Raw genomic sequence first — 17,449 nt, forward strand, 5'->3', positions numbered from 1 at the left:
AGCCCTACGGGCAGCCCTTGCGGAAAGTTTCAGCGATGCCCGTAAATCTCCCTACAAACCTCCTGCGCAGCTTCGTGGCGATCGTCGATACCGGCTCGATGCTGCACGCATCCGAACGTGTGTTCGTCAGCCAGTCCGCACTCAGTCTGCAGATCAAGCGGCTTGAAGAACTGCTGCAGCAATCGCTGTTCCTGCGCGAAGGCCGCCGCCTGGCGTTGACCGCCCACGGCGACCTAATGCTGGATTACGCGCGCAAGGTTCTGGCGCTGCACGATGAAGCGGTGGCCGCCGTAACCAACGGCCAGTTCTCCGGGCCGGCGCGGATCGGCATGGTGCAGGATTTTGCCGAACTGCTGCTCACCGGCCTGCTGGCCCAGTTCGCCGAGTTACACCCGGAGGCCGAACTGTACGCCCGCGTCGCCGGCACCGCCGAACTGCTCGATCTGCTCGAACGCCGCCAGCTGGACATCGTGCTGGGCTTTGCCGCACCGAACGATAGCCATGCGGTGACGACGGCCCCGATGGCCTGGTTCGGCAAGGAGGAACTGGCGCTGCTCGATACCGTGCCGATCGCGGTTCTCGAACCGCCCTGCCGCTTTCGCGAGGCGGCGATCCGCATGCTGGAGGACGCCGGGCGACCTTATCGGATTACGGTGGAAACCCCGAACCTCACGACCCTGCGCGCCTCGGTCAATGCGGGGCTTGGCATCACCTGCCGCACCGGCATGTTCCTTAACGACGCGCCGATCGACCCCGGTCTTCTGCCCGATCTGCCGCATGTCTCATGCATTCTGCACACCGCGCCGGGGCTTGACGGGCCGACCAGCCAGCTGGCCGCGCTGGCCCGCGAAGTGGTGGCGGGCTTACCTGCCTGACTGACCTTATTCGATAATCTCAAGTTGGCGCGAAGGCTTCTCGTTGGTCGCCCCGCTGCCGCCGCGGCATAGCATTGGCCGTCTTAGATAGCGATAAGAGGCCAAGATGAGCACCAGCCTGACCGACCGTTTCGCCGCCCTCCAGGCCGAGCGCGATCGCACGTGGAGCGCCGAGCAGCTGGCGCACAATGCCGCTGTGCGGCGCGTCCTGGTCGAGCGGCATGACCCCGCCGCCCTGCCCCGGATCGGCGATGCTGTCGCCCCGTTCACGCTGGTGGACCAGCACGGGCGCGACCTGACGCGCGATCAGATCCTTGCCGATGGCTGGGCGGTGCTGGTGTTCTTCCGCTTCGGCGGCTGCCCCGCCTGCAACATCGCCCTGCCCTATTACAACGAAACGCTGCTGCCACGGCTTGAGGCGCGCGGCGTGCGGCTGATCGCTGTCAGCGCCCAGGTGCCGGTGGACCCTGACCTCATCGCGCGCCACAATCTTGGCTTCAAGGTCGCCAGCGATCCCGGCTATGCCCTGGCGCGCGCGCTGGGCATCACCTTCCTGCCCGACGACCAACCGCCCGTTGCGCCCGACCAGAACTGGATCGGCGCGACGCTGGGCACCAACAGCTACGAAATCGACAAGCCCGCCGTCCTCGTCCTCGATCAAGACGCGCGCATCCGCTTTTTCAATGTCAGCCCGGATTGGCTCAAGCGCACGGACAGTGAAACAATCCTCGCTTCACTGCCGCACGAGGCGACCCGCGCCGTGGAAACCGCCGCGCGCTGATCAGGCAGCGGCGCTAAGCGTCGCCCGGTCGCGGCGCGTGACGCCTGCTCAATACCCGCGCACCTTATCCACGACATCACTGGGCTGCTCGCCGCGCGTGTAGCGACTGAGGTCGTCGTGCACTTTTGCCAGCAGGCGATGCCGCACGCGCTGGAAATTGCTGGCGATGTGCGGCGTCAGGCGCACTTTGGGGTGCGTGTACAGCCGATGCCCTTCCGGCAAAGGTTCGGGGTCGGTCACGTCCAGCGTCGCGAAGGCCAGGTGGTCTTCGTCCAACGCCAGCAGGAGCGCGTCGTGATCCACCACCGATCCCCGGGCCACGTTGATCAGGTGCGCATCGGGCCGCACGCGGGAAAGGAATCCTGCGTCTACGAGGCGGCGGGTCTCGGCAGTGGCCGGGAGTGCCAGCACGATGTGGTGCGCCCGCGTCGCGAGTTCGGCCATGCTGCCTGCCAGTTCCACGCCGGCAAGCCCGGCCCCCAGCTGCGTTTCTGGTCCCGAGCGACGCACCGCGATCACATGGGCGCCCAGCGCGATCCCGCGCCGCGCCACCGCCGAACCGATCGCACCCAGGCCGACAATACCGATTGTCGTGCCCGAAACCTGGCCCAGCGAGCGCTGTCTCCAATCGCCGCGCGCATGGATGGTCGCCGCGTCCAGGCCCTTGGCCTGCGCGAAGATCGCGGCGATCACATATTCGGCGATTTCGTCCGATGCGACACCCCGCCCGCACGTCACCAGCGGCGCATCGAGGAGCCATTCGGGGTAGAAATCCACACCCGCCGAACCACAATAGACCCACTGTAGCCGGCCCGGCCATACATCGGGACGCGGCGCCGGACGCGCAAGCCACGCAGGGGTCGGGGCCGCCAGCAGCACATCCGCATCATTCGCGGCAGTCCACGGCGCGTCAGGTGCGGCGCTGACGATTACCGGCCGCGACGGGTGCTGCGCCAGCTCTTGGTTGAAAGCAGCATCGAATTGACTGGCGATGATGAGCGACACGCTCAGACCCCCAGACCGGCGCGCGCCGCCCCAACCAGTACCGTGTCTGCCTGGGGCGAGTGAATGCGGCTGCACAGCACGTCGCGGTAATGACGCTCCAGCGGATTGCGGCGGCTCATACCGGGATTGCCGGTCAACTCCAGACCGATGGCGACTGCCTGGATCGCATTGGCGTTGGCGATATGCTTGAGCAGATTGGCTTCGACCGGCGAAGGCACAGCGCCACGATCAGCCGCCTCGGCGGCGGTGTCGATCAGCACGCGATTGGCGTACAGCAGCGCTTCGATTTCGCCGAACTTTTCCTGAACGCGCGGCAGCGTGGCCAGCGATGCGCCAAGGTTGGTGGGCACGCGCTCGTTCAGATACCCGGCCAGCCAGTCACGGGCCGCGCGCGCGACGCCGTCGTAGATCGTGGCGATGGCCAGCGCGTTCCACAGCATCTGCCCGTTGGCGCTGCCCGGTTGCGGTGCCCATTCCTGCGGCCAGCGCACATCGACGGCGTGATCAAGCGGCGTCAGCACATCATCGAACACCACCTTGTGGCTCACGGTGGCGCGCATGCCCAGATGATCCCACTCGGGTACGATAGTGATGCCCGGCGTCGCCGGATCGACCAGGAAAGTACCGACCTTTGGCTGCTCGTCGTCGGTTCGCGCCCACACCGCGAACCAGTCCAACCCGGTCGAACCGGTCGCGTAGATCTTCTCGCCGCTGATCCGCCATCCTTCCGAAGTGCGCCGCGCGGTGGTCTTGGGCAGGCCGCCGCGCACCGGAGTGCCCAGTTCCGGCTCCACCCGAAAGGTGCCGATGAGGCCACGCCCCTGCACCGCTTCGCGCGCCAGCTGGCGATAGAGGGCCTTGGGCCAACGGTCGTTCTTGTCAGGCGCGGCATGAAACGCATAAGTCATGAACAGGATCAGAGCGGTGGACGGCTCGCCCTGGGCGACGGCGCCAAGCACGCGCATCGCCTCGCGATAGCTGCCGCCATGCCCGCCCAGCGCGGGGTCCACGGTCAGGCCGATCAGCCCTTCGCGCGCGAGCAGATCGAAGTTGGCGCGCGGAAATTCGCCCGACCGGTCATAGCGCTCGGCGCTCAGCGCGAGTTCCGCAGTGATCGCGCGCAGGGTTTCATCGCCTGGCGCTGTCGGCGCGCCGAGCGGAGAGGCCAGTGCGACCATCTCAGATCTCCTTGAGGATAACGGGATTGAAACTGTCCACCCACAAGGGGCGGATATCGACGCGCCTGGGAATGAGGCCCGCCTTGGTAAACACGTCGGCGACCTGCTGCTGCGATCCGATCGCGTCCGCGGTTACCGGTCGCAAGGCATAGTCGGCGCTGCAATGGTGGAACTGATCGCGCACGTAAGCCGCGTCCACGCCGATATCGGCGGCGACGATATCGGCCCAGAGATCCTTGTTCTGCGCGGCCCAGTGATAGCCCTTCTGCAACAGGCCCAGATAGCGCCCGATCCATTCGGACTTCTGTTTGTCGGCAATGGCATCAATGTGAGCGGACATGATGTAGTTGCCGGACAGGAAACCGAGCGCGGTTTTCAGCACCCGCGCGCCCTCTGTCGCCTGCGCGCGCTGGATCGGGAAGCCATAGATGGCCCAGGCATCAAGCGACCCGCGCGAGAACGCGGCGGCGCCATCGGGAACCGTCATCGCCACCGGCTCGATATCGCTCCACGCCAGACCTACCGAGGACAGCATGCGGATGAGGAAATACTGCGAGGTCGTCGCCCGCACATACCCCACGCGCTTGCCCTTGAGATCGGCCAGCGTCCTGATTGGCGATCCCTTGGGGACGAGCACGACCTGGTTGTTCACGTCGCCGCGCAGCACCGCGATCTGGCGAAAGTTCTGGACGGCAGACGCGGCTGCGAACACCGGTGGGATTTCGCTGGTTCCGCCGAAATCGAGCGAGCCCGAATTGAACGCCTCTATCACCAGCTGGCCGGATTGAAATTCGGAATAGGCAACCGGAAAGTCCGGTTTCAGCCCGGCGTGCCTGAACAGCAGCCGGGTATCGCTCTCCCCCTTGCCGGTGATCGGGATGCGCAGGGCCGAGGTGCTGCCTGTAGTCGAGCAACCGGCCAGCGCCGTCGCCAGCAGGGCACTACCGCCCCACAGCACCGCGCGCCGGTCGAAATGTGCTGTTTTCGCAATCATGCTGGGCGAGCGTCCTCACGGTAATCAGTCGGCTGACCTGTGGGGGACGCCGGACGATTACGGCAAATGAGTTCTCTTGCGCCGCCGTTGAGCTTTGCCAATCGAGCCCGCTCCCAGGGCGTGATAGCCGCCCGGCACCTACAGACCTTCGCCCTCCACCCAATGGGCGTTAGTGAGGTAGCGCGCCAGATCCCAGACTTGCCGGCGGATGTCCGGCACCGCGACGATCTCCCAGGCCTCACCCTTTGTGATCGGCCCCACGGCGAAAAGATCGTCCTGCCGCTCTCCCCATGCGTCAAGGACATTGCCGGTGTGCGATACGTCCAGACCAAGACGATGGGCGTCGGCGCGCACGCGGCGCTGCTGCAAAAGGTCCCGGATCAAGGGATCGGAGGCATGGGTCAGGTCCCCGTCCGGGCCAGTGCACGTAACGATCAGGCCGACCTGCACACTGTCCCGATCGTCCGTTCCTCTGGGCCGCCAGATTACCCGTGCACTGCCATTTTCCGGGCCATTTTCCGGGGTGGCGCTGACCAGCTTGCCCGCCACGAAACGCAGCCGCCCTTCCCGCTCCAGCGCCGCGATCTGTTCGCCGATCTCCGGCGCCAGGCGATGGCGGTGCACATCCCAGTAGGGCCGCAGATGGCGCAGGAAGCGCGCCTGGCCGGCATGATCGTGCCGGCGCCAGATGTTTTGCGTGTGCGGGCGCAGTTCATCCACCGCAACCCGCCACTCCACTTGCGAAGCACGTGCGCGCACCTGTTGCAAAAGCTGCGATCCCCGGGCCTCCGGTGCGGCAACCCGCTCCACGCTCGGGCCGCTCAGCGCATGCGATCGCGGCTTGAGGCCGCGCCGGGACAGCGCGGTATAACGCCCGCGATAGCCGGCCCGCTCCAGCGAGAGCACGCCGTCAATCGCCGTCAGCCCGCTTCCCAACAGCAGAACCTCATTCACGGCGTCGAGCCTGGGATAGCCGGCAGCCTGCCAGGGGTTGGTGAAGCAGATCTCCGGCGGCAGGTCCGACAAGGCGGGATGCAGCGAGGGCGGGAAGTTGCCCAGCGCCAGCACTACCGTACGGCAGGCCAGTTCCTCGCTGCCATCCAGCGTCAGGACCACGCGTTCATCCTCGAACCGGGCGGCGGTGGCTTCGCCGGCTTTGACCGCGCCGCGCCCGTCTGCTGCAGCCAGCGTTTCGTCCAGTAAATCGCGCAGATATTCGCCGTAGATGCGGCGCGGCACGAAGCGATTGACCGCGTCGCTGCCCGACACCCCGAGCCAGCGCACGAAGTGGCCCAGATCGTCGGGAAACGCGCTCATGTTCGCCGCCCGTACATTGAGCAGGTGTTCGGGCCGCGCCGTGCCGAAGGCCAGGCCGGTTGCCATCTGCGTTACCGCGCGTTCGATCAGCACCACGCGCGCACCATGGCGCAGCAGGTTGATCGTCAACAGGGTGCCGCTGAAACCCCCTCCCACGACTGCGACCGGCAGTGTCTCGCGCGATGGGGTTGATGGCATGGAGAACTGCTTTCCTTGTTATGCGAGGCTTGGGAGCAATGAACGGTGCGCGGTATCCCCCGTTCCACGCCGGTCTGGCAATCGAGATCTTGTCTGCACCATGGCGGGACCATTGAGCGCATCTCATGGAACGATTGAAACTCGTCATTTGATGCGCGTTCGCTGCTCTCGTATCGGCAGGGCAACGTGAGCGAGGCGGGTGGGCAACCAGGCCGGTGACGGGCGCTGGCCTCAGCCGCAACCCGCCGCGCAACATTTTCACTGCAGGACCCGCACGCGCGGACCTGCCACCCGACATGATGAAAGCCGCCTTGTCGTGCCCCATCCCCCGGATGGCGGCCCGCCTTCGTGCGCTCTGCATCCACTTGGGCAAGCCGGCGGCTTTGCCCTCCCACGCAACTATGTGACGAACAACAAAGGGAATTATGTATGTCATCCGTGCTCCTGCGCTCCACCCTGCTTGCGGCGAGCGCACTGATCGTGCCGGGCACAGCGTGGGCCGCCGACGCCGCGCCGGTGGCGGCTGATGCCGCTGCAGACGCGTCGACTGGGACCGAGATCGTCGTCACGGGTCGGTACAAGGGTGATGACGTCAGCAAGGTGCCGATCGCGATCACGGCGCTGACGTCCCAGCAGATCGATTCGGTCCCCGGTGATTTCAACATCCGGACCTTGCAGCGCTTCTCGCCCAGCTTGTCGGTGCAGGGCTTCAGCGTGCGCAACCAGACGATCACCATCCGGGGCCTTGGCACCAACAGCGGTCAGGCCAACGAAGGCCTGGACCAAGGTGTGGGCATCTACATCGACGGCGTATATTACGCGCGCACCGGCACCGCGGTTTCCGACCTGCTCGACGTGCAAAGCCTGCAGGTCCTGCGCGGCCCCCAAGGCACCCTGTTCGGCAAGAATACCGTGGCGGGCGCGATCGATATCCGCACGCGTGAACCCAGCTTCACGCCAGAGGGCTCGTTCGGGCTGACATATGGCAACTACAACTACATTCGCGCGCAGGCATCCGCATCGGTGCCGATCTCGGACACGCTGGCAATCCGCATCGCCGGCTCGTCCAACGTGCGCGACGGTACGATCTACAACAGCACCTACAAGGACAAGTGGGATGACCGGCACAGCTATTCAGGCAAGCTGGACGTGCTGTGGAAGCCGACCGACACCACCAAGGTCCGCCTGATCGGTGACTATGGCACGCTGTACGGCACGATCGGATTCACCACTGTCGCCAGCGTTCTTTCCCCCACCTTGGCCAATGGCACCAAAGTTGCGCGCGATTTCTATGCGAAGGCCGCTTCGGTCGGCTATACCCTGCCGGACAAGGGCGAGTTCGATCGCATCACCGACATTAACAGCAGCCACGATCAAAAGCTCAACACGGGCGGTGTATCGCTGCATGTGGACCAGGAGGTGGGTAACGCCATCCTCACCGCGATCACCGCATACCGATTCTGGAACTACTTCCCGCATTACGACGGAGACCAGACCGGCGCTGAAATTTACGGCAACTCCACCGTCGGCCCGCATCAGAAACAGTTCAGCCAGGAACTGCGCATCAGTTCGGCCACGCCCGGTCCGCTGCAATATACCGCCGGCCTCTATTACTTCTGGCAGAAGCAGACGAACTACCAGAACACGGTTTACGGCAAGGATGCGGCCAAGTGGCTGATCAACCCATCCGGGCCCGACGCGCTGCTGAACGGCCTGGAAGCCAACGCGATCACCAAGCCGGAAACCAACAGCTACGCCGCGTTCGGTCAGTTGACCTGGACGTTCACGCCCCGGCTGAGCGTGACGGGTGGCCTGCGCTATACGTGGGAGAAGAAAAGCGGCAGTTACGCTGCCACCCAGGACGGCGATGTGGCCGCCGTGTCCACCCTTGGCGCCTACGCCGCCACCGCCCAGGCGATCCGCAATGCCTACGCACCATCGGGCGGCGACTATTACGTGTCGAAAGGCGCGGGCAATGTCTCGGGCCTGCTCAGCCTCAATTATCAGGCCACTGACAATGCCAGCTTCTACGCAACCTATTCGCGCGGGTACAAGTCGGCAGCCGTCAATCTGGTTCGCCAGAATGCGGGCCTCGATGTGTTCATCAAGCCGGAAAAGGTCGATGCCTTCGAACTGGGCCTCAAGGCCCAGTTGTTCCAGAACAGGCTGACCTTCAATACCGCGCTGTTCTGGACCAACGTCGATAACTATCAGGCCAACATCTACGACACCGACAATCGTGTCACGTATCTCAGCAACGCCGGCAAGGTGCGTTCGCGCGGCGCCGAAGTTGACATTCGCGCAACCCCTGTCGAGGGCCTTACGCTCACCGCTTCGGGTGCGTTCACCGATGCCAAATACGTGCGCTACACCAATGCCCTGTGCCCCTATGCGCAGTCGTACCAAAGCTACTGCGACATTTCGGGCCAGCGCCTGAGCGGCGTGTCGAAGTGGGCCGGCTCGATCTGGGGTGAATATGCCACGCCGGTCGGCGGCGGCAACAGCGCCTATGTCGGCGGCGACGTGGCGTATCGCTCGTCGTTCTACTCGACTGTCAACGACGATCCTTACGCCAAGGCACCCGCCTATACGCTGGTCGGCGCGCGCGTGGGTGTGCGTGCGGACAAGGGGAACTGGGATGTCTCGGTATGGGCCGCGAACCTTCTGAACGAGAAATACTGGAACACCCTGGCGGTCAGCAGCACCGTGGGCATCGTGCAAGGCGTGCTGGGCGATCCGCGCACCTACGGCGTCACCTTGCGCACCACCTTCTAAAGCGCGGGGAAACGGGCCGGCGCTATGTGAAGCGCCGGCCCGCCTTTCGTCGGCCTCTTAGGCCGCCCACACAAAAGCCCGCCGCCCTTTGCAGGACGGCGGGCTTTTTACGCAGGTGGGCTGCAGCAGTCAGGCCGCGTCGCAGCGCACTGCCTGTATCTCATGGCGATTGCGCGGGATCGGCAGACCCAGATTGCCACGCAGCGTTTGCGCTTCGTATTCGGTGCGGAACAGCCCACGCGCCTGCAGGATCGGCACCACCTCGTTCACGAAGCGGCGAAACTGCTCCGGATGGCCCATGTGGACGTTAAGACCATCCAGCGCCCGCCCCTCGAACCAGCGCTGAATTTCATCGGCGACCGTCTCAGCCGAACCCGCGAAAGGACTGCCACGTCCGATACGCGCCCGTTCCACTGCCTGCCGCAAAGTCAGACCCTGCTCCACGGCAAGCTCGGTGATGGCCTTGGCATGGGTGTAAAAGCTGCTTTTGGCATGCTCCAGCGCCGCAATGGGGAACGGCGCATCGGGATCGTACTGGCGGAAATCGTGCCAGCCGAACGGTCGTCCGAATTCTGCCAGGGCCTGCGCGAAGCTCTGATCGACACTGCGATAATGCCGCTCGATCGCCTTGCCGTCCTCGTCGGTGTCACCCACGTAGACCGTAAATCCGGGCAGGATGACGATCTGGTCAGGATCGCGGCCCAGGCGCGCGGCGCGGCCTTTCAGGTCGGCATAGAACGCCTGCCCCTGCTCGATCGTGGCGGCATGGGTGAAAATCGCATCGGCGATTGTGGCCCCCAGATCGCGCCCCTGATCGCTATCGCCCGCCTGAAAGATCACCGGTTCCCCCTGTGGCGAACGCTGGATGTTGAGCGGGCCGACCACCTGAAAGAACTCACCCTTGTGGTCCAGCCGGTGCAGCTTTTCGGGATTGAGGAACTGCCCGGTCGCGCGGTCACGCACGAGCGCCCCATCCTCCCACGACGACCACAGCCCGCGCGCAACATCGAGGAACTCGCTCGCCCGGCGATAGCGGGTGTGGTAGTCGAAATGCTCGGGCTGGCTGAAGTTGCCGGCCGTGCCCGCGTCCCCGCTGGTGACCACGTTCCACCCTGCCCGGCCCTTGCTGATGAGGTCGAGCGAGGCGAACCGGCGGGCCACGTTGAACGGATCATTGTACGAGGTGGTCAGCGTGCCGACCAGGCCGATTTGGCTAGTGGCGACAGCCAGGGCGGAGAGCACCGTCAGCGGCTCCAGCCGATTGAGGTAGTGCGGCGGTGAATTGGCGGTGATGAACTGGCTGTCGACGATGAACACGAGGTCGAATTTGGCCGCTTCCGCCTGGCGCACCACATCGATGTACCAGTCGATGTTGACGCTGGCATCGACCGGAATTTCGGGATCGAGCCAGCGGTTGCTATCGCCGGGGCCACCGACGCCGGTAGGCACGAGGCCCAGTTTCAATTGGCGCTGCCTGGTCATATCGAAACCTCCTTGGTCACGCGTCGAAGCCGGGAAGCTGGCGCGCGGCTTTGCGCAAGGCTGCTTCCCACACGAGATCGTAATGCGATTTCTCACCTTCCGATGGCGCCCGTTCGCGTCCGATCTGGCGGCGCACTTCTTCCTGCGCCGCTTCCGGGGCGATCAGCACATTGTCACGCCCGATGCTGAGCGTGCGCACTTGCGCGCTGCACGCCGCCTCCAGATGATAGATCCCGCTGAACGCCTCGCCCACCGAAGCCCCCAGCGCCAGGGTGCCGTGGTTGCGCAGCAGCATGATGCTGGTGTCGCCCAGGTCCGCTACCAACCGCTCCCGCTCATCCAGGTTGAGCGCGACGCCTTCGTAGTCATGATAGGACAGGCGCGGGATCAGAGCGAGGGATCGCTGATTAAGCGGCAGCAGCCCTTCGGCATGAGCCGATACGGCCATGCCGTCCGCCGTATGGAAGTGCGCGATGAACAAGGCATCCTCGCGCGCGCCGTGGATGGCGGAGTGGATCACGTAGCCTGCATAATTGATGCCGTAAGCGCTCTCGCCAATGATGTTGCCATCAAGATCGACCTTGACGAGACTGGACGCGGTGATCTCGTCGAACATCAGGCCGAACGGGTTGATCAGAAAGTGATGATCCGGCCCCGGCACGCGGGCGGAAATGTGGGTATAGATGAAGTCGTCCCAACCGTAGATCGCGGACAGACGATAGAACGCGGCAAGATCAATGCGGACTTTCCATTCCGCTTCGCTGATGCCGGGATCGCGGAAAAATGCTTCCTTGAGAACTGTGGCCATTGGGGGCTCCGTTGATCGTGATGTCGGGAAAAGGGTTCAAGCGGCGAGGATGCCGGTGTCTATGATCTTGGCGAGATCGACGTGCGCGGGCATTTCGCCGTCAGCATAGAAGCGGTCCGCCACGCGCTGCAGTGGTGCCAGCACGGCCGGAGTTGGCGCGACCATTGGCCCGTTCTGACGCTGCACCAGCGCCAGCGAAAGTTTCGGATCGAGCTTGGTTACCTTGGCGAATACCTGTGCATACGCGGCCGGGTTGGCGATCACCCAGTCCTTGGCCCGCTTCATCCGCGCGATGGCATCCCTAATCGCGGCGCGCTTGGCCGGATCGCGTAGCGACGCTTCGTTGGCGGCGATCAGGGTCAGGTTGGAATTTATGCCGGTGCCATCACGCAGCACACGTGCGCCTGCGGTTTCAGCCGCGAGTTGATAGGTGCCGAAGGTCGCCCAGGCGTCGATCCGGTTCGATGCGAACGCCGCCGCAGCATCGTTGGGCAACATGAAGCCGATCTTCACTTCGTGATGATCGACCCCGGCTTCCTTCAGCGCCTCAAGCAGCAGGTAATGGGAAATGCTGCCGCGCGCGCTGGAGACGATGACCTGCCGCCCCTTGAGCTGCGCCACCGATCTGATTGGCGAACCGGCAGGCACGATGATGGCAATGTCGCGCGGCGAGCCGACAGAGGCAGCGACGATCTTGAGCGGCGCGCCGGCAGCGGCAGCCAGCACCACCGGCAGATCGCCTGCAGGCGCGGTGTCCACAGCGCCCGCAGCCAGGGCCTCCAGTAACGGCGCGGCACCTGAAAAACTGGCCCATTCATAGGTATAGGGCACGTCTTTCAGGGCGCCGGCAGCTTCCAGTTGAGACTGGATCAGATGAAGCTGATCGCCCAGCACCAGGCTTGTCCGACCGTTCTTGCCACCCCCGCCACACGCGGCCAGGCCCACCGTGGCGCCGATGGCGCCCACCCCTGCCAGTACGGCACGCCGGTTGGCAAAGCCTAACCGCCCGGTAAACGCGTTCGCAAACGCCTGATCCGACATCGTCCATCCTTGGAAAATCCTCAGATGTGACCAACACAATTCCCTGCGACGGACAATTTGGCATTTCTCGTTCGAACACGGGATAATTCATAAGTGGGCTGTGAACAGCGGTAGCATTCTGATTGTAGAGGTTGCCCGGATTGCGTTCGCGGATTTGCTGTAAGAGCAAGCTGAGCTTGAAGAATTGGACCAGCCGGCAGACCACATTGTCGTTTTCGGGAAGCACGGTGCGCGCGGCATGGACGCGTTCAACCTGTGTCCTGGCCAACAGCACGGTATAACAAGCCGGATCGCGCGCCAGGTCGCGCGAGGGGGAGCGCATTGCCACTCCGCAATCCACCAGGCGGTGATGCTGCACCAAGCACTTGGGTGGGATCACGCATAGTCCCTATCCCCCCATTCGGAGATGATCACGAATTTCCTGTCGTCAGCGATCTTTGTCGCGTGGCCTGCAAGGCATCGGGAGAGGAAAATGATGCAAAATCTGGGCCGATTGTTCGCGTTTGCTGCGATTGCACTGATGCTACCCGTTTCCGTGTCTGCGGCCGCTCCGTCCGGCATGGAAATGGTGCGTATCCCCGCAGGACGCTTCGTCATGGGGTCCTCCGAAGCGGAGACTGCCCGCGAGCAGGCACTGACACATCATACGGGCAACCCGCTCGACGATGACTATGCCCCGCGCGAAAAGCCCCAGCACGCAGTCTCGATACCCGCCTTCGAGATCGGTCGTTACATGGTGACGATGGCCGATTTTGACGAGTTCACGCGGGCAACGGGCTTCGGGGCCAAAGGCTGCTATGCATATGCAGGAACGGCTTATGCAATGCGGGCTGATGCCGACTGGCAGAGTACCGGCTTTCCGCAGTCCCCCACCCATCCCGTCACCTGCGTTAATTTTGCTGATGCGCAGGCCTATATCGCCTGGTATTCAAAGAAGACCGGGCGCACATACCGCCTGCCTTCGGAGGCGGAGTTTGAATACGCCACCCGCGCCGGCACCACGACTTCGCGCTATTGGGGCGATGACATCAAGTTGCAGTGCGTTTACGCGAATGGCGCCGACCTGACGGTGGGCGCGCGCGACAAGGACTGGGTGGTCGCCCAGTGCCATGACGACTTCTACGGCCCCTCGCCAGTCGGCACGTTTGCCCCGAATGCCTGGGGTCTCTACGACATGATCGGCGACCTCTACCAGCTCACGCAGGACTGCTGGCACGACACGTACGAAGGCGCGCCCACAGACGGCAGGGCGTGGACATCGGGGGACTGCAAGCTGCGGACGATCCGCGGCGGATCGCACAGCCCCCACCCCGGCAGCATGCGTTCGGCCAGCCGCGTTATGCAAAACGACGTCCGCTCGGTATTCGTCGGATTTCGCATGGCCCGCACCCTTCCGTGACGGACATGAACGCCCCGCTTTCGTAAGGCCGAGCAGCGACTAGATGTCGGCGCACCTCCCACCCGCAGACATGCGCTATCGCGGGGGCGCGCGCTCGGCGGCCAGCCGTTCGTCCAGGGCGCGTTCGTAACGATCCGCGAGCGTGCGGCATGCACCCGGCACACGAAAGGCGTTGTCCTGCGGATCGGCTAGAAAACGGGCACGCTTGGCCTCACCGTCAGAGTGTTCGGGATGGCCGGTGATCAGAATATCGCACGGCAGGGCGCGGACGGTGGCAAAGCTGCGGCGGAAGGCGGGGATTGCACCGGCGTGGACGGGATCCGACCAGCGATAGACGCCATCGGTCAGCGAATTGAGGCTGGCCGCGAACACGATCTGCGCGCAATCCGCGCCTTCGCACGATGTCCATGACCAGCTTGCGCTGCCCGGTGTGTGGCCCGGTGTCGCATGAGCGACGATCGCAGTGTTGCCCATGCGAAGCGTCTCGCCATCCCGCGCGATGTGCACGCGGCGCACGGCGGGAAAGGCGAACAAGGTCGCCTGCTGCGGGTCGTCCGCGCCGCTACGGCCAGCGCGCAGGACCTTGGCGCCCGCGCGGGTCGCCCAAACCGCAGCGCCGCTGTCCCACGCCAGAGCGGCAATGCCGCCGGCATGGTCATAATGCGGTTCGCTGCTGAGGATCAGTTTTACGTCGGAAATGTCGAAACCGGCGGCACGCAGGTTGGCCTCGATAAGCGGCGCGGCCTGCGGAAGGCCGGCGTCGATGAGCACCAGCCCGGCGCCAGTGTCGATCAGCACCACGTTCATGTGGACCGTTCCGACCAGCCAGGTTCCGCCATGAATACGCATCGGCACTTGGGGTTCCAGCCAGCGCGGGGCCAGTTCGGGTGCGATCGGCCGGGTCAGTGGGTCCGGCATCGGCGGCGCCGCCCCGAACGTCCAGAACGCGAGCAACGCAAGCAGCGATCGGGCAGCGGATGATTTCATGCGATCATGACCCTATCTGCCCTCGAAATCTGACAACGCGGTCCATCCGGACCGCAAGGGTGGAACGCGCCACCACGCGCGACCACACGTCAGACGGGCGGCGGCGGGTCGATGGCATCATCGGCTGAATTCGCCCGGGACGAGGCCTTGACCCGATCGATCAGCGCAATAAGGCGCGCCGCATCGTGGCCGGTCGGACAGCGATGTGCACGCCCGCGTGTCGCCTCGGCGAACTCGTGCAACTGAGCCGTGAAATAATGCGCCAGCGTCCGTCCGCCCATGCGGCGCGGATCGATCAGCACACCGGCGGGCGGCGCAACCAGCACGTCGCCATTCCAGCTGAGGATTTCGCCATGCTCGATTTCCAGCACACCCTTGTCGAAATGCAGCACCTTCCGGTCCAGTACGGAAGGCTGATTGTAGGAAATGTGCACGCTCGCCATCCGCCGGCCGGGATAGGCCATGAGGATCATTGCTTCGTCTTCGCCGGCCCAGCCCGACTGGTGCCGCGCGGCTTCGACGTGGACGCGCACCGGGTCGTCCCCGTCCATCATCAGTTGCACGAAGTCCAGCGCATGCGGAGCGAAAAGCGAGAGAATCAGCCCGTCCTCGGCGCTGCGTTGCGCCCACCACGGGGCCTGCGGTCCGTCCCAGTGGACGCAGGACGAAACCTCGACCGCACGCAGACGCCCGAACCTCTCTGCGTTATCGACGATGTAGCGCACGGCGGCATTGTGGCGGAAAGTATGGCCCGCCGCCAGCACGAGCCCGCGCGCCTCTGCCTCCCTCGCAAGCTCCGCCGCCTCCTCGCCAGTCTCGGCGACCGGTTTTTCGACCAGGACATGCCTGCCCGCAACCAGCGCCGCCAGCGCCTGCGCGGCATGAAGGTGGTTGGGCGTGGCAATCAGCACCGCCTCGACCTCGGTCATCGCCAGCGCCTCTTCCAGCGTTGCACAGGCGGCTGCCCCGAAGGGCTGTGCGGCCTCCTGCGCGGCAGCGAGGTTGAAGTCCACCGCGGCGACAATGCGGATGTCCGCGGGCAGTGCCGCTGCGGCGGCAAAGTGCGACGCGGAAATGCGGCCGCAGCCAATTACGGCCAGGCCCAGCGGCTTGTCGTCGATGTCAGGCATTGAACCGTCCTGCGGATTTGGACGCGGCGATACGCGGCGATCGGCCCGAATGCTCGGGATGTTCGTCCACGAAGCGCCAGATCATCGCCGCCGCCAGCAGCTTGGCTATGCCCGGAACCGTGGCGAAGCTCATGACGATGCCGGCGACCGAAGCGGGTGACTGCGGCAGGCCTGCACGCGCAGCGCCGGCGTCAAAACCGTAGAGCGACAGGATCAGCCCAACCACGAGGGTGCCGCCCAGCGCGATGCCAGCCTTTTCGATAACCGACCAGATCGCGGAATAGGAACCGGCGCGATTCTCGCCATAATCGCTGCGCGCACCCGCGATGCTGTCGGATAGAAGGGACAGCACGATAGTGCCCCAGCCCGCGTTGCACGCTGCGGTGAGTCCAGCCAGGACATAGGCCACCTCGATCGGCGCTTGCGGGAACCAACCCCAAACCAGCGTGAAAAGTCCGTGCCCGGCAGCGGCGATGACGTATGTCGGCGTCTTGCCGATGCGCCGCGCCACCATGACCCACAGCGGCGTTGCGGCCATGACCGCGCAGGCCATGATCGCCGACATCACCCCGATGTGGTGGAACGGCTGGGGCAGGCCCATCGCGTACTTCACGAAGAACGGGAAGCTGGCGTAGGAGATCCCCGCCGCCACGGTCATGACGATCGCTGACAGGCACAGGATCATGAACCGGCGGTCCGTGAACGCGCGCGGCAGGTCTTTGACTGCGAAGGGCTTTCCAGGGTTCGCTGGCGCCGGAATACGACTGGCGAAGTGCCACGCGATCGTCAGGCACAAAAGGCAGACCAGGCCGATGACGCCCATGGTTATCAGGTGCGCCTTGCGGTCGGCACCCAGCACGCTCACCAGCATCGGCGCCGCCGAGGAACTGAGCAGAATGCCCAGGCCGGTGAAGCCATGCTTCCAGCCCATCAGCTCGGTCCGCTCGACCGGATCGGCGGACATCTCGGAAAATTGTGCGAGGTACGGCACCGAGAACGCCGAGTAGACCGCCATGTAGGCGCTGAACGTAACGACGACCCAAGTTACCTGGAACGCCGTCGTGCCGGCCGGTACGGCGAACACGGCCAGCATCGCAAACGGCGCCGAAATTCCTCCGACAAGAAGCCAGCGGCGGCGCGGGAAGTACGCCGCCATACGATCGGAAGCGACGCCCACCCCAAGATCGAAAACCAGCGCGAACACCACCTTGGGGACGAAGATCGCCGTTCCCGCGATGCCCGGCGCGATCCCCACCACGTTGGTGAGGTAGAACAGCAGCAGCAACGACGGCGCATCGCGGAATAACTGGCTGGCAACCTGCCCGATCCCGAAACCGGCCTTCGTCGAAAAAGGGAGGCGTCCATCGGGACGCACTGGGGAGGACATCATTGGCGCAACCTGTGTGTTCTGGTCCAATCCACCGTGCCGAATAACGGGACGAGAGGCGAGCCGGGCAGATGAATCTCCGGTGGCCGGAT

14 protein-coding genes are annotated in these 17,449 nt (G+C 64.6%); 4 read left to right on the top strand and 10 right to left on the bottom strand.

The window, feature by feature from the left end; all coding sequences use genetic code 11:
* Window positions 1-35: 35 nt before the first annotated feature.
* Both ASE49_RS11290 and ASE49_RS11295 read left to right on the top strand, forming a co-directional pair.
* On the top strand, window positions 36-875 hold the full coding sequence (locus ASE49_RS11290; RefSeq protein WP_056772016.1) for a LysR substrate-binding domain-containing protein: 840 nt from the start codon (window positions 36-38) through the stop codon (window positions 873-875).
* A 106-nt stretch (window positions 876-981) separates the two neighbouring features.
* Complete coding sequence (locus ASE49_RS11295) at window positions 982-1,656, top strand: peroxiredoxin-like family protein (protein WP_056772018.1); 675 nt, start codon at window positions 982-984, stop codon at window positions 1,654-1,656.
* A 48-nt stretch (window positions 1,657-1,704) separates the two neighbouring features.
* Here ASE49_RS11295 and ASE49_RS11300 read toward each other — a convergent pair whose 3' ends face one another.
* The 4 genes from ASE49_RS11300 to ASE49_RS11315 all read right to left on the bottom strand — a co-directional run bounded on the left by ASE49_RS11300 (window position 1,705) and on the right by ASE49_RS11315 (window position 6,348).
* On the bottom strand, window positions 1,705-2,661 hold the full coding sequence (locus tag ASE49_RS11300; RefSeq protein ID WP_056772021.1) for an NAD(P)-dependent oxidoreductase: 957 nt from the start codon (window positions 2,659-2,661) through the stop codon (window positions 1,705-1,707).
* A 2-nt stretch (window positions 2,662-2,663) separates the two neighbouring features.
* Window positions 2,664-3,839 (bottom strand): acyl-CoA dehydrogenase family protein, encoded by a 1,176-nt coding sequence (locus ASE49_RS11305; RefSeq protein ID WP_056772024.1) that lies wholly within the window; start codon window positions 3,837-3,839, stop codon window positions 2,664-2,666.
* A gap of 1 nt (window position 3,840) precedes the next feature.
* Complete coding sequence (locus ASE49_RS11310) at window positions 3,841-4,833, bottom strand: ABC transporter substrate-binding protein (RefSeq protein ID WP_056772027.1); 993 nt, start codon at window positions 4,831-4,833, stop codon at window positions 3,841-3,843.
* 138 nt (window positions 4,834-4,971) lie between these two features.
* Window positions 4,972-6,348, bottom strand: coding sequence for an FAD/NAD(P)-binding protein (locus tag ASE49_RS11315; RefSeq protein ID WP_056772029.1), 1,377 nt, complete (start codon window positions 6,346-6,348; stop codon window positions 4,972-4,974).
* 429 nt (window positions 6,349-6,777) lie between these two features.
* Between ASE49_RS11315 and ASE49_RS11320 the strand changes: the two genes are divergently transcribed.
* Window positions 6,778-9,123: a TonB-dependent receptor gene (locus ASE49_RS11320; protein ID WP_056772031.1), complete on the top strand. Its 2,346-nt coding sequence runs from the start codon at window positions 6,778-6,780 to the stop codon at window positions 9,121-9,123.
* 129 nt (window positions 9,124-9,252) lie between these two features.
* Here the strand turns inward: ASE49_RS11320 and ASE49_RS11325 are convergent, their stop codons facing one another.
* From ASE49_RS11325 to ASE49_RS11335, 3 genes are read right to left on the bottom strand one after another with little or no spacing between them, the layout of a single operon-like run.
* Complete coding sequence (locus ASE49_RS11325) at window positions 9,253-10,605, bottom strand: LLM class flavin-dependent oxidoreductase (RefSeq protein WP_056772035.1); 1,353 nt, start codon at window positions 10,603-10,605, stop codon at window positions 9,253-9,255.
* A 16-nt stretch (window positions 10,606-10,621) separates the two neighbouring features.
* Complete coding sequence (locus ASE49_RS11330; protein ID WP_056772039.1) at window positions 10,622-11,413, bottom strand: class II aldolase/adducin family protein; 792 nt, start codon at window positions 11,411-11,413, stop codon at window positions 10,622-10,624.
* 36 nt (window positions 11,414-11,449) lie between these two features.
* Window positions 11,450-12,454: an ABC transporter substrate-binding protein gene (locus ASE49_RS11335; RefSeq protein WP_056772042.1), complete on the bottom strand. Its 1,005-nt coding sequence runs from the start codon at window positions 12,452-12,454 to the stop codon at window positions 11,450-11,452.
* 472 nt (window positions 12,455-12,926) lie between these two features.
* On the opposite strand from ASE49_RS11335, the gene ASE49_RS11340 reads away from it, so the two are divergent.
* Window positions 12,927-13,853, top strand: coding sequence for a formylglycine-generating enzyme family protein (locus ASE49_RS11340; protein ID WP_056772046.1), 927 nt, complete (start codon window positions 12,927-12,929; stop codon window positions 13,851-13,853).
* Between the two features lie 75 nt (window positions 13,854-13,928).
* On the opposite strand, the gene bla is transcribed toward ASE49_RS11340, so the two are convergent.
* The 3 genes from bla to ASE49_RS11355 form a co-directional block, all read right to left on the bottom strand.
* Window positions 13,929-14,840 (bottom strand): subclass B3 metallo-beta-lactamase, encoded by a 912-nt coding sequence (gene bla / locus ASE49_RS11345; protein WP_056772050.1) that lies wholly within the window; start codon window positions 14,838-14,840, stop codon window positions 13,929-13,931.
* Between the two features lie 89 nt (window positions 14,841-14,929).
* Window positions 14,930-15,970 (bottom strand): Gfo/Idh/MocA family protein, encoded by a 1,041-nt coding sequence (locus ASE49_RS11350; RefSeq protein WP_056772052.1) that lies wholly within the window; start codon window positions 15,968-15,970, stop codon window positions 14,930-14,932.
* The gene (locus ASE49_RS11355; RefSeq protein WP_056772056.1) at window positions 15,963-17,360 is read right to left on the bottom strand and encodes an MFS transporter; all 1,398 of its coding nucleotides are present in this window, start codon (window positions 17,358-17,360) and stop codon (window positions 15,963-15,965) included. Before ASE49_RS11355 ends, ASE49_RS11350 begins: the two co-directional genes overlap by 8 nt.
* Window positions 17,361-17,449 lie beyond the last annotated feature (89 nt).

This window comes from Novosphingobium sp. Leaf2, from assembly GCF_001421325.1.
Taxonomy (GTDB): domain Bacteria; phylum Pseudomonadota; class Alphaproteobacteria; order Sphingomonadales; family Sphingomonadaceae; genus Novosphingobium.